The 13,243-nt window shown below is 59.2% G+C and carries 8 protein-coding genes; 6 read left to right on the top strand and 2 right to left on the bottom strand.

The features are described 5' to 3' along the window. Positions 1-146: 146 nt before the first annotated feature. The 5 genes from DIC75_RS06785 to DIC75_RS06805 all read left to right on the top strand — a co-directional run bounded on the left by DIC75_RS06785 (position 147) and on the right by DIC75_RS06805 (position 5,855). Positions 147-2,507, top strand: a complete 2,361-nt coding sequence (locus DIC75_RS06785) for a PAS domain-containing protein (RefSeq protein ID WP_250987274.1) — start codon at positions 147-149, stop codon at positions 2,505-2,507. Positions 2,508-2,574: 67 nt separating this feature from the next. Continuing rightward, a complete protein-coding gene (locus DIC75_RS06790) occupies positions 2,575-2,784 on the top strand; it encodes a hypothetical protein (protein ID WP_250987275.1) in 210 nt (69 codons plus the stop codon). Positions 2,785-3,159: 375 nt separating this feature from the next. Beyond that, entirely contained in the window at positions 3,160-4,083 is a 924-nt protein-coding gene (locus tag DIC75_RS06795) for a hypothetical protein (RefSeq protein WP_250987276.1), read from the top strand. 7 nt (positions 4,084-4,090) lie between these two features. Next, on the top strand, positions 4,091-5,140 hold the full coding sequence (locus DIC75_RS06800; RefSeq protein ID WP_250987277.1) for a DUF1848 domain-containing protein: 1,050 nt from the start codon (positions 4,091-4,093) through the stop codon (positions 5,138-5,140). A 214-nt stretch (positions 5,141-5,354) separates the two neighbouring features. After that, positions 5,355-5,855, top strand: coding sequence for a YkgJ family cysteine cluster protein (locus tag DIC75_RS06805; protein ID WP_250987278.1), 501 nt, complete (start codon positions 5,355-5,357; stop codon positions 5,853-5,855). Between the two features lie 50 nt (positions 5,856-5,905). On the opposite strand, the gene DIC75_RS06810 is transcribed toward DIC75_RS06805, so the two are convergent. Next, on the bottom strand, positions 5,906-7,258 hold the full coding sequence (locus DIC75_RS06810) for an alpha/beta hydrolase family protein (RefSeq protein ID WP_250987279.1): 1,353 nt from the start codon (positions 7,256-7,258) through the stop codon (positions 5,906-5,908). Between the two features lie 175 nt (positions 7,259-7,433). Between DIC75_RS06810 and DIC75_RS06815 the strand changes: the two genes are divergently transcribed. Beyond that, positions 7,434-8,717: an STAS domain-containing protein gene (locus tag DIC75_RS06815; RefSeq protein ID WP_250987280.1), complete on the top strand. Its 1,284-nt coding sequence runs from the start codon at positions 7,434-7,436 to the stop codon at positions 8,715-8,717. A 155-nt stretch (positions 8,718-8,872) separates the two neighbouring features. On the opposite strand, the gene DIC75_RS06820 is transcribed toward DIC75_RS06815, so the two are convergent. Continuing rightward, positions 8,873-12,940 carry a HEAT repeat domain-containing protein gene (locus DIC75_RS06820; protein WP_250987281.1) on the bottom strand — a complete coding sequence of 1,356 codons (4,068 nt, stop codon included), beginning with the start codon at positions 12,938-12,940 and terminating at the stop codon, positions 8,873-8,875. Between the last annotated feature and the right edge of the window lie 303 nt (positions 12,941-13,243).

Genomic DNA, 13,243 nt, shown 5'->3' on the forward strand with positions numbered 1-13,243 from the left:
AGCCCCCCGGCGCACAAACAGGGTGGGCGGGCTGCCCGGACGGGCCGGCAGACAGACTATTATACTTTCCGTGACGTTACCCCCGTGGAGAACCCTGCACGAGGATCTCCCTGCCGATGGCGATCCTGCCGGACGGGGCTGGCCGTATGCAGACCACTGAGCCGGACATGGAGGTGCGACCCGAGATACTGCAGGTACTGGATGCCATGGAGGATGCCGTCATCCTCGCCGATTCCGACATGAACGTCCGCACCATCACCCCTTCCATGGAGTGCCTCGCCGGGATCTCCGCCGATGACGCCCGCGGTGCGGATGCGGCCCGCCTCGTCGCCGACCGAATCCTCCCGGAAGCGGATGGAGACCAGAGGGAGCGGATCCTCTCGCTGCTGCAGAACCGCACCGGGTCCGGGGAGATCACGGTCAGGGTATCCTCGGCCGCCGGGGAGCGGTGGTACGTCTTCTCCTCCCGGCAGGTGTTGGCGACCGGGGACTGGCTCGTCCGCTTCCGCGACGTCACCCGCCGGGAGGCCGCAAAAGGAGAGGTGCGGCGGAGATCGGACGATCTGGCCTTCCTCTCCCGGGCGGCGACGGAACTTGCCGGGATGCCGGACGAGGCCGACGTCTTCTCCGCCATCGGGGCCTACCTCCATGAACTCGCGCCCGGTTCCGTCGTCATCGTGAGCGCCGCCGATATCCGGGCGGGCACCCTGAGCCCGCGGGCGTTCTTCGGCATCGAGCCGTTCCTGCCGGACATCACCGAGACCTTCGGGGAGGACCTCACCAGGCTCTCGCTCGAAATCCCCCCGCATATCCGGGCAATCATGACCCGCGGCGAGATCGAGGAGGTGAAAGGAGGGCTGCAGGAAGTCGCCCTCGGGCAGATCTCGCAGGAGATCTGCCGTAAATTCGAGGCTATTGCCGGCCTCGGCGCAATGTACTGCATTCCATTCACCTGGAAAGGCGAAATCTTCGGGTCGGCCGTGATCCTCACCCGGTGGGAGGGTGGAGAGGTCAATTTCCGGGTCGTCGAGGTCTTCCGGAGCCTTGCTTCGATCGCCCTCCAGCGGCACCGGGCGGAGGCCGACCTGCGAGGGAGCGAAAAGACGTTCCGGGCTCTCATCGAGAAGGGCTCCGAGTTCATCCTCGTCATCGACGAGCAGTTAACGATCCGGTTTGCGAGCCCGCCTATCGAGCGGTTGGACGGGTTTCCACCCGAGACGCTGATCGGGAGGCATGCGTTCGATATGATCCAGCCCGAGGATCTGCCGCGGGTGAAGGAGGTGGTATCGACCCTGGCAGAGAGGCCGGGAGGGAGCGTGCAGTTCGAGGTCCGCTTCAGGGGCCCGCGCGGCACGCACGTGATCGAGGCAAGCGTGACCAACCTCCTTGACGACCCCCACATCAGGGGCTTTGTCGTGAACGCATGGGACATCACGGAGCGAAAGCGGACCGAAGAGGCCCTGCGCCGGGCAGAACGGGAAAAAGCCCTTATTCTTGACTCGACTGTCGAGATGTTTACCTACTACGACACGGATCTCAGGGTGCTCTGGGTCAACCGCGCCGCCGCCGCATTCATCGGCAGGGAACCGGAGGACCTGGTCGGGCACCGGTGCTACGAGATATGGCACAACCGTACAGGTGTCTGCGATATATGCCCCGTCGTTATTGCCCGGGAGACCGGACAGCCTCAGGAGGCCGAGATCACCACTCCCGATGGAAGGATCTTTCTCCTCCGGGGGTATCCCGTCACCGACGAGACGGGGGAGATTGTCGGTCTGATCGAGTTCGCGCAGGATATCACCGACCGCAAGCAGGCCGAGGATGAACGGGCCCGGCTCCTCCACGCTCTGGAGGTCGCAAACCGTGAGGCGAACCTGTACCTGGACATCCTCACGCACGACATCAGGAACGCCAACTGCGTCGCCACCCTGTATACCGACCTGCTGATGCAGGTCCTGAAAGGAGAGCCCAAGATGTATGTCCGGAAGATGAAGGGGAGCATCGATAAAAGTACGGAGATTCTGGCGAATGTTGCAATGATCCGCAAAATTCATCTGGAACACGCGCCGTTGAAGCCGATCGACCTTCACGGCGTGATCGTCAGCGAACAAAAGAACTTCCCCGAAGCCGAGATCAGGTACGGGGGGGTCTCTCGCGTGGTCCGGGCGGACGATCTCCTTGCCGAAGTCTTCCACAACCTCATCGGGAATGCCGTCAAATTCGGCGGCCCCGACGTCGTTATTACCATCTCGGTCGAGACGCTCGACGGCAGCGTCGTCGTCACCGTGGCCGACACCGGCCCCGGCGTTCCCGACGAACTGAAGGAGTCGATCTTCCGTCGGTTCGAACGAGGGCGGACCCGGGCACGGGGGGAGGGGCTCGGCCTCTATATCTGCCGCACGCTCCTGGAGCGTTACGGTGGGCGCATCTGGGTCGAGGATCGGGTGACCGGTCACCCGGAAGCGGGCGCTGCGTTCCGGTTCACGCTCAAGGAGGTTGTGGAATGATCGGGGAGTCCTCGCCGGAAGCAGTCGGTCGGAGAGCAATGCAACTCGTGTGACAGAGGGAACAATGATGTCCGAGCAGCAGAACGAAGAACAGCGTCTTTTCACAGCCCTTGACGGAGAAGACGACGGCATCTTCGTGTTCGATGAGGACCGGACGGTGGTCTCCCTGCAGAGGGTCACTGTAGACCTGCAGAACAACAGGAGCATCCGCCGGGCGCAGCGGGAAATACGGGCACTGTTACCCTTTGACAGAATTGTGCAACACAGCACGCTATGAGCCTTTGGCTCATAGAGGGGACCAAAAACGATAATCTGATGAATTCTGGTTTTTAACGTAATGCTTCACAAGGGTATGAGATGCTTTTCATACCATCAGTTTCATTTCTGCTGTACGTTTCTCAAGCCTCAGTTCTTCACTAATTTTAGAAGGCGAAAATAGTCCACCATACCGGGAAACCATCACAAAAACGAAAGATCTATAAGGGTTGCAGGCGTCCCTTCATGCACTTTGGCCAAAAGAAGGGGGACTCCTGCGGGAAGAAGAGCCACCCTGAATCAATAGATTGACAATTAATCGTATTGGCTTGACGGATTATTGGAATGGAAAGGTATAACCGCACATTTTATAATATAAGCCCCGGTAATTGAATGTATGGAGCAACGCGATCCATATAGCCATATTATCAAATATCTAGGCCTTGAGGGGAATAATCAATTAATTGACAGCTTAAAATCAAAAATTTCGTCAATACAGGAGACCTATTATAAGAGCGATTTCAATTCTTACGATTATGATGATCCTCTCTTCCAAGCAGCATATCTGATGGCATACTATCCTCTATATATAGACCCTATTCAAGATGCGCTTTGGACTGCATCACACCCACAGGCCTTTTATATTGATGGGAGTATGAAAGATAAATTAGGTTGGGAGGGAAAAGTAAATCTAGACGTATCAATTTATGGTGGTGGAGCGGAACCTGAACTATTAGGATTGTTGAAATTCATTAATCAAAAGTATCCTTTGATAAGGGCAGTCAGATCCCATTACATCGACAATCATAACTGGGAAAATTTTAGAGCGCACGCATACACGAATATGGTTCCGGATTATTGGAGAGGAGATTTCATTCCAGGCAATACAGTGATATCAAACCTCGGAAGCATCTTTAATAATGATGATGCGATGAGTATTTTACAAAATTCTGATGTACATGTAATGCAAAATTGTGCAACAGATCTAATGCATTCCTTCCAAAGTGTGGACCGATATGTTAGTTTTATGCATCGTTGTTTTAACAGTATGAAGGAAGGATCAATTTTGATTGGAATTGATGTGCCCTTATTTGACATTCCTCTACCATCAAATCCATCAGAAGTTATTGATGTTCGAGGAAGCTTCAATAGGATCGCTAAGAATATAAGAGATAGTCCTAAAGGAACGATCATTAAAAGCCCATCCACCGGAGCACCTAAGGCGATTGCCCCAGACATATGTAGAGACCATCCATTAGTATCTAGTTTTAACTTGAAGCGAACAGTAAAATATCATTCATTTATTGCTAAAAGGGTGTGATAAATAAATGTCAAATAGCACTTGGCCAAAAAGCATAACTAAGGTTAGGATACGGGGTTCTGATAGAAGTGTTCCATCTATATCTCCTCCGATATTATCGGTAAGCAGATCGACTGATATTCCAGCATTCTATTCAGAATGGTTTATCGAACGGTTACACAAAGGTTACTCAGTCTGGCTCAACCCAATGAATCAGAAGCCTCAGGTTATCAACTTTGAAAATGCTAAATTCATTGTTTTTTGGACAAAAAATGCCTCTTCCATGCTGAAGCACTTATCAGACATTGACAATATGGATATCAGATATTATTTCCAATATGCGGTAAATAATTATGAGAGAGAAGGTTTCGAATCAAATCTCCCCCCACTATCTGAGAGAATTGCCTCATTTATCGAGTTATCAAAAGTTATTGGAAAAGAGAAAGTAATTTGGAGATTTGATCCCCTCATTCTATCAAATGATATTACTATTGATTCCTTACTTGAAAACGTAAAAACAGTCGGTGATGCTCTCCATCAATACACAGAAAAACTTGTAATAAGCTTTGTTGATATCAACCCCTATACAAGAGTAAGAAATAATTTGAATAATGCTAATTATGAAGATGTTCGTGAATTTACCGAGAATGAGATGAGGATGTTCAGTGAAAAGCTTGCTCAGATGAATGAAGAATGGGGATTACAGATTTCGACTTGTGGTGAAATTATCGATTTATCTGATTTTGACATCATGCATAACAGATGCATTGATCCTGAGTTGATAAGAAGAATATGTTCCGACATGCCCGCCTTTCTTACTTATATCAATGAGCATTCAAATAAGGACAAAGGTCAGCGTAATTCCTGTGGTTGTATTCCAAGTAAAGATATTGGTCAATATAATACTTGCATGCATCAATGTACATATTGCTATGCAAATCATTTCTCTAAAACTGTGGAAAATAACTACCAAAGCCATCTCAAGTCCATTGACTCTCCCACAATAAACGGATCTAACAGTTGGGAAAGATACTTCCTCAATGAGAAAACAGAACAGTTATCTTTCGACAGGTTTTAAGCGAAAAAGTATAAGAATAGACGGCAGATTCCAGGAATTTGTACTGCCGAAACGTCGAAAAGAGAGAGTATCATAAAAGAATCAACGCTCCGGGAGATTGTGTTCATGGAAAAGATAACTACCGTCATGATCGTGTTAGTTTCGCCTGCCTGTGCGTGCTCGCCGCCGGATGCGCAGGTGACTCAGGGAGTGTCAGCACACCACCAACCGCCCGGTGCTCAGGGAGGGGGCCACCATCGCCGGTAAGTGCTGCCGGTGCGGCAGCTGTTGCAGCCACATGCGGGACGTCCACAGGGTTATCGAAGAGCGTGGCAACAACACGTTTGTCGTGCACAACCACTACACCGGGGATGCAGAAGAGGTGCGGGTCGATCCGGACAAGATCGCCCTCTTCGAGGATGAGAGCAGCATCGAGGGACTGCCGAACGCATGCCCCTTTCTGAGATTCGATGCAAAGGCCGGAAAGGCATGGTGTACGGTCCACCTGACACGCCCCGACCTCTGCCGCGAATACTGCTGCCGCCTGCTCGTCCTTGATGCACAGGGGAAGCTGGCGGGACGTGTGACGTATCAGACAGCGCTGATTCCGGACACTGACGAGCTCGGCCGGCTCTGGGAGGAGGTGCAACCGACGTTGAACGGGCTCTCCGGCACGGAATGGGACGACGCCTTCATCGAGATCCTCACGGCAGCCGGATACAGGGTTCGCCGGTAGTTGCCGGGAGACTCCGAAAAAAAGGGGCGATATCCCCCGACCCGACCCCTTTATTTGCTCATTCCCATCTGATCGTCGAGCCAGTCGAACCTGGCGGCAAACGATTGCGCGAACGCCCCGAGCTGACAGTGCGACCCGGCACCGTAATCGTCGGAGAAGACCATAAGTTCACGCTCGCAGGTGAGGTGGTCGTAGAGTGCCTTTGCCTGCACCCCATCCGGGTCGAAGTGATCGGCCGCACCGGCACCGACCAGCGTGGGGCACCGAATCTCTTCGGCAACTCCGACGAGTGAGAAATCCATCCATTTCGCCCAGAACTGTGCCGGCGAGCCGGCATCGAAGACGAACATCCCGTTCTCGTTCAGCCAGCGGGTGCCGGTATCGCGTGCCATGGCATCGCGGATGGCGTCGTTGAACTCAACCGGATCCGTCTGCAGCCACTCCTGCAGCTCAATTTTTGTCATGTTCGCGGACGCTCCCCCGCCGTTCTGCAGGTTCGCGAGGAGAGTCTGTCCGACGTCGTAGGTACCTCCGTCCGCGATTAGCGCCGTGATCCGGGGCTCGTATGCGGCACCGCGGGGGGCGAGGTAGCCTCCGAGCGAGATCCCCCAGAGTGCAACCCGGTCTTCGTCGACGTCGGGCCGGCTCACCGCATAGTCCACGACCGGTCCGATCACGTTCTCCCAATCGTGGCGGAACGGGATGTTCTGGACCCGTATCACTTCGCCCTGGCCCGGCCCCTCGAATGTCAGGACGTTATATCCGCGTTTGATCCCCTCAATTGCATACGGATGGAGTTCCTCCTGGCAGCCGTCAAAGCCGGTCTGGACGATGAGCAGCGGCCGGGACGTACCGGAGTCATCGACCATATAGAAGTAACCCGGCAGCGTCGTATTCTCGTACGGGATGGCGACGATCTCGTAAGGAACGACGTCGAGTGAGAGCGCATCGCGAAATGATTCCCGGCTCTTTCCCCATGTCTCTACGATGCGGGGATCGGCGGGGTTACCATGCAGGAAGAACTCGGCCGTGCGGTAATACGTTGCGGCCCGGTAGTATGCTTCCATTGCGGTAACCCTGTGCCCGGCTGCGAGACTCCCGTCGCCCGCTGTCCTGAAGTTGTCCGCGGTCTTGTTCCATTCGCTGTACCAACTTTCGAAGTCTCCTTCCTTTATCCTGGACGCAGTGGCAAGGCACTCGCCGATATCGGCCTCGCCCGAATACGAGGCGCCAAGTGTCCGCTGGAGCTCGAAAGCAAATTCACGATCCGTAAATACGAGCGCCGGGCAGTCAGGGGCAGGTGCGGCAACCGCAGTGGGGAGAGGTGATGCCGGCGATTGCTGACCGGTCGCGGTACAGCCTGCAGAAACGACAGAAAAAATTGCGATGGAAAGAATGATCATGATGATTAAGGCTCTGTTGGGCTTCACGGTGGATCATAGGAGGATCACATAACCGGAGGGATAATGGTTACGAAGTTTGTGCGCCCAATGAAGCCTGTCACGGCACGACACGCCGACGGCAAAGCGGATTTGGGAAAAATTAACCTGCAACAGCCCGATACTGTACAGAACACATATGGATCTGCAGACCGAGAGAAGAGACGGGATTCTGACATTCGTTATACGCGGAAGGCTTGACGGCTACGGCGCGGGACAGGTAACGGACGCCGTACAGGCGTCTCTGCAGGACGACGACCGGTCGGTCGTCTTCGACCTTGCAGGGTTGAGTTACCTGAGCAGCGCAGGCATCAGGGTTCTCCTCGCCGTAAAAAAACAATTAAAAGAACGCAACGGCATCCTGGCCCTTGCCGGGATCCAGGAGTACCCGAAGAACGTTCTCGACATGGCCGGGGTGACACCGATATTCTCCCTCTATCCAGGGGTCGAGGAGGCCGTCGCCGCCTGCAGGAGGCCGCAGGACAGCCTTTCGGTCATCAACGAGCTTGCCCGGACCCCGGTCGTCAGGAACGGCGTTGCCTATACCGTCGAGCGGGTTTCCACAAAGCAATCGTCGCTCCGGGTCACCGGCAGCCTGGATAAGGTATTGCACGCCCGCCTGACCGAGGGGGACATCCGTGCGATACCTTTCTCGGCTCTCCGGTATTCGCTCGGCCTCGGCGCGCTCGGGGGGAGCGTGGCGGACGCCCTCCCGCTCCTCGGGGAGATGATCACGCTGCACGGCTCGATGGTCTGGCTGCCGACGGACGGGAACGAGACGCCGGACTTCTTCACGCCGGTGAAGGAGACCGGAGAACTCTACGTCTACTCCGGGTACAACGTCGCGCTTGAGGGACCGTTTCACGAGATCGTCACCGTCGATGCCGGAGACGACGGCAGCGTCACGCTCTCCGAATTATACAGTACAATCTTCGACGTTGCCCGGGAGCAGAGGCGCGACTTCTCCGGCATCGTCGCTCTTGCCATCTGGGCCGTCGTCGACGGGGTCTGCAGCACCGGGGTGAAAAAGTCCCCCATCGCCGCGTCCGCCCCGGCAAACGGCCTTCCCATCAACGCGGAAGAGAACGTCCGGGAATGGTTCGCAGAGGACGACGAGCCGAAGTACCGCGGCGACACGATGGTCGGCTTCGGGTTCGGGATCGACCGTTCCGCCTGCGGCGACGAGCGCATCGCAGCCCTCGTCGACCCGGGCCATACGGGAGGGGAGCCGGTGCAGCTCCACAACCACGGCGTCGTCTTCCGGGGGGTGCCGTGGGATGCAACCCTCGATCTCTCCCGGCAGATCGAGAAGATCGTGACCGAGGGCGAGTTCGTCGATATGCGCCATCTCAAGGAGAGCACCCGGATAAGGCGGGCGAAACTGGGCGTGGCGTATATTTCCGGAATTGACGTGGACGCATAGGCCGGGCCAGGATGCGCTCATAGCATCCCTTATCATTTTTAAGAGGCACCGCGTGTAAACAGGCCCTTACCCTGTCCGAGATGGCATGCCTCCATTTATCCGAAGATTTCCAGCCGAAGGTTCGCAGAAATAGAAGAGAACGCGGTGGAGACGGCCTACAGGTCTCCCGACCCTTCCCCGGCCCGCTCCCGGATTCGCTCCACCGCATTCTCGGCGGCCCTCCGGGCATACCAGTCCTCATCGTCGGAGATGCCCTCGAGGGCCTCGATTACCCGTGCATCCCCGATCTCGGCGAGCACATCCGCCGCACGCTTCCGGACATCGCCGTCAGGGTCGCCGAGTGCGGATGCGACCGGCCCCGTCGCCGGGGTCCCTATGGAGACGAGCGCCGCCGCAGCCTCCCGCCGGACGCTGTAGTAGTCGTCGTGAAGGAGAGGCATGAGTGCCGGGACCGTGCGCGGGTCGCCGATCTCGCCGAGGACCTTCGCCGCCCGCCGCCGGATGCTGTCGTCGCGGTCGTTCAAGACCGCGACCAGCGGCTCGACCGCAGGCGGGCCCACCCGGACAAGATCGCCCCATCGTTCCTTCGCGATCAGGTAGTGGACCGTCTCCGCCCCCGCCTCAGGCGACCAGCCCAGGCGGTCGAGGGCGTCCGCGGCCCCGGCACGGACGCGGAAATGCCCGTCGGTGAGCGCACCGAGGAGCAGGCGGCACGCCTGCTCCCCGATCAGCACAAGAGCCGTCACCGCACCCTTCCGGGCCGTATCGTTCCCTTCCCGCAGGACGCACAGGAGCGGTTTGACCGCCACCTCGCCCATCATGCCGAGCGCCCGCACCACGACACGCCCCTGGCGCCAGTCCTCCTGGAGGAGCGCAGCGGTAAGCGGCTCGATTGCTGCCGGGTTCCCGATCTTGCCGAGCGTTGCGGCCGCTCCCATCCGGATCGCCGGAGCGGCGGCGCGGAGAGCCAGGACCAGCGGCTCGACGGCGGGATCCCCGATGCCGACAAGCGCCCGTGCCGCTCCGAGGCGGATGTGCCAGTCCCGGTCCTGGAGAGCGTCGATGAGCGGTACGACCGCCGGCTCCCCGATCATCTTGAGCGCCTCGATCGCCTTTCTCTGCCCGCCGTCCTGCTCGGTGCGGAGTTCGTGGATCAGCCTGCTGACTGCAGGCGCCCCGATCATGCCGAGCGCCCGCGCCGCACCTATCTGGATCGCGCTGTCGGGATCGTTGAGCGTCCGGATCAGCGGCTCGACGGCCCCGGCCCCGATCTCGGCGACAGAGGCCCATTGCTCCTTTGCAATCAGGTAGCAGACGGTCTCGCTCTCGGTCCCCGGCACCCATCCGGCTCTTCCGAGGACCTCCGCCGCACCCAGCCGCACAAGGTAACGCTCGTCTGAAAGCGCCTCCGTGAGATCGGCGACGGCCGGTCTGCCGGCCCGGGTGAGCGTATCGATCGCCTCCAGGCGGACGACGTCGTTTTGGTGTCCCAGTACCCCGATGAGCGGGCCGACGGCCGCATCCCCAATGCCGATAAGCACTTCCCCGGCCCGCTGCCGGATCCGGGGATCGTCGTTCCCGAGCGCCTCGACCAGCGCATCGAGGGAAGACTCCCCCATCGCCCCAAGGATCTCGGCTGCAGTCTGCCCGATGTCGGGACGCCCGAGACCGGGGACGAGCGGACCGGCGGCAGGACGCCCGATCCTGACCAGCACCCCGGCGGCCGTTTTGCGGAGCCGGGTCTTGTCCAGTGCCTGGATCAGTGGTTCCACTGCCGCTTCCCCGATCCGCACCAGCGTCTCTTCCGCCGGCCCACGGAGGTTCTTTCTGCCGAGCAGGCGGATCAGGGGGGGAACCGCAGGAGCCCCGAGACAGGCCAGCGACTCTGCGGCCCCGGCCTGCACCCCGGTATCAGGATCGCCGAGCCGCGCCACCAGGAGGTCGGCGGCGGGGGCCCCGAGATCCACGATCTCCGACCACCGCTGCAACGCGATCAGGTAGACGGCCTGTTCCTCTACTCCCGTGGGAGCCCACCCGAGCCTCTCAAGGACCGTGGCAGCCCCCATGCGGGTCAGGAAGTTCTCATCGCCGAGTGCTTCGACAAGCGGCGGGAGTGCCGGGTCGCCGATCCCGGTGAGCGCCGCCGCCGCTCCCGCATGCCCGTCGCCGTCCTCACCGAGGAGGGGGATGAGCGAGCCTATCGCAGGCGCACCGATGCCGACCAGGGCATCGACGGCCTTCCGGTGAAGGCGGTCGCCGCCGCTCCTGACGAGTTCGATGACGGCCGGGACCGCCTCGGGCGCCTCGAGCCTGCCCAGGACCTCGACGGCGTTCTCCCGGGCGGCCCCGGCCTCCCCTTCGAGCAGTCCGAGGACAGGGGCCACGGCCGGTTTCCCGATGGCAACGAGCGCATCCGCCGCCACCGGGGCAACGGCATCATCGGCGAGGGCGTCCACGAGCGGCCTCACAGCCGCCGGATCGCCGATCTCGCCGAGTGTCGCCGCAGCCTCGCCGCGTATTCGGTCGTCGTCGCCGTTGAGCGTCCTGATCAGGGGAACGACTGCCGGCGCGCCCATCAGGGCAAGTTCCATCCACTCCTCCCGGGCAATCAGGTACCATGCCCGCTCGGCGTCGCTCCAGGGTTCCCAGCCCGTCTCGACCAGGATCGCGGCGACCTGGCCGCGTATCCGGGACCTGCCGGATGTCAGTGCCTGGATCAGGGACGGGACCGCCGCCTCCCCGAGCGCACCGAGAATCTCCCGGAGCGCCTCCCGCGCCTCCCCGTCCGTACTGTCCAGGGCACGGATGCATGCCTCCGCCGCCGGCTCCCCGATCTTGACCAGGGCCGCCGCCGCCGTGCCGCGGAGGTTCTTTCTGCCAAGCAGCCGGATGAGCGGATCGACCGCAGGGAGACCGATCTCCGCGAGCGCCATGGCCGCCATCGGCCGGACCTCGTCGTCTGCTTCGTGCAGGAGATCGACCAGGGGGCCGACTGCGGGCTCGCCGACTTCCCCGAGGGTCCGGGCGGCATTCCACCAGACCTCCTTATCCGGGGACTTCAGGATGCGGATCAGAGGGGCGACCGCGGCTTCACCGTAGTCCGCGACATCAAGCCACGCCTCGCCGGCAATGAGGTAGCGGATTGCCCCGGCGTCGTCGGGTGCTTTCCACCCGAGTTCCCGGAGAACGGAAGCGGCAGATCTCCGGATGCTCCCTTCGGGCGCGTCAAGGGCCTCGACAAGAGATTGGATCGCCGCATCACCGATCTCCCGGAGTGCGTAGAGAGCGCCGAACTGCACCTCGCCGTCATCGCCGGCGAGCGCTGCGATGAGGGGCGGCACGGCGGAACCCCCGATACGCACGAGCGTGGCAGCCGCCCCAATCTGCGTCGCATCGTCCCCGAGCGCCGCGATCAGCGGCGGGATTGAATCTGTGCCGATCAAAGCGAGGGCTTCGGCGATACACCACCGCCTCCCGTCGTCTGCACGACCGAGGGCCCGGATCAGGGGAGCGACGGCGTCGGCCCCGCGTTCTGCGACGGCATTTACGGCACGTCCGCGGACACCGGCATCGTCACTGCCGAGGTCGTCGATGAGCGACTCCAGCGGGCGCTCCTCGTCCACGGCAGCATCATACGCAGGAGCGGGGATGCAGGCTACAACCGCCGGTTCGTTCTCCGGCAGGCAGAGATCGAACTCGACGATCCCGGGAGTGGGTTTGACATCTCCATCATCGAATTCGAACATTTGCATGAATTCGTCGTCGGTGAGGAAACCGGAATGCGGAGCAGACAGATCGTCCGGAGGAAGTTCAGGAAGTTCGTCCGGACCGCGGGAGATACCGTCACCCGGGCTTTCCCGGAGAGAGAAGTCCGAAAAGGGGTCGACGTCTTCCGACCCGCCGGGGGGGAGGGCTGCGTTCGCCTCTTCCGGGGAGAGGAGATCGTCGAACCGCCGGAGGGCATCGGGAACCTTCTCGAATTTCTCGAAAAGAATCGTCTCATCGCCAGACGGGAGATGCCTGCTCAGGAGCGGCTCAACGGGCGCACGGGGCGAGGGGGCTCCCTGGTCCGGGACACGGCCTCCCTGGTCGCCCTCCCTGCCGCTCTCTTCGGCACGACTTCTCTTTATCCAGTGCCTGAGGAACGAAGATCCGTGCGGTCCAAAGAGCCCGGGAAAGCACACGATAGGACATACGGCTTCAATTGTCGGAATCTCCGGCATTCCCGGCACCCCTGCACTGAGCAGAAGGAGAAGAAGGCATGTGATTCCGAAGATCGCATATATCAGGCTACGGGATGTCCCGAAGGTCGCACAACCACCATCGGGCCCGGGCATGCACCCACCCCCACGATTCAACTGTTTTGCCGCCAAATCGTCAATTCTTGCTATGGAATCGGCGAAAAGACCATCCAGGAATGCTCGTGAGGCTTCGGCGCACATCATGAGAACTCTACATCTAAAAATTAAATATGTTTGTTTTCCGTGCCACATCAATAAGATAATATTTAAGTAGCACCTGTTCCA

The sequence above is a fragment of the Methanoculleus oceani genome (assembly GCF_023702065.1).
Lineage (GTDB): Archaea > Halobacteriota > Methanomicrobia > Methanomicrobiales > Methanoculleaceae > Methanoculleus > Methanoculleus oceani.

Bases quoted from the DNA above. Each gene is read 5' to 3' on its own strand.
- DIC75_RS06790 (WP_250987275.1), top strand. From the start codon at position 2,575: ATGTCCGAGCAGCAGAACGAAGAACAGCGTCTTTTCACAGCCCTTGAC.
- DIC75_RS06810 (WP_250987279.1), bottom strand. From the start codon at position 7,258: ATGATCATTCTTTCCATCGCAATTTTTTCTGTCGTTTCTGCAGGCTGT.
- DIC75_RS06815 (WP_250987280.1), top strand. From the start codon at position 7,434: ATGGATCTGCAGACCGAGAGAAGAGACGGGATTCTGACATTCGTTATA.
- DIC75_RS06820 (WP_250987281.1), bottom strand. From the start codon at position 12,940: ATGCCGGAGATTCCGACAATTGAAGCCGTATGTCCTATCGTGTGCTTT.
- DIC75_RS06800 (WP_250987277.1), top strand. From the start codon at position 4,091: ATGTCAAATAGCACTTGGCCAAAAAGCATAACTAAGGTTAGGATACGG.
- DIC75_RS06785 (WP_250987274.1), top strand. From the start codon at position 147: ATGCAGACCACTGAGCCGGACATGGAGGTGCGACCCGAGATACTGCAG.
- DIC75_RS06795 (WP_250987276.1), top strand. From the start codon at position 3,160: ATGGAGCAACGCGATCCATATAGCCATATTATCAAATATCTAGGCCTT.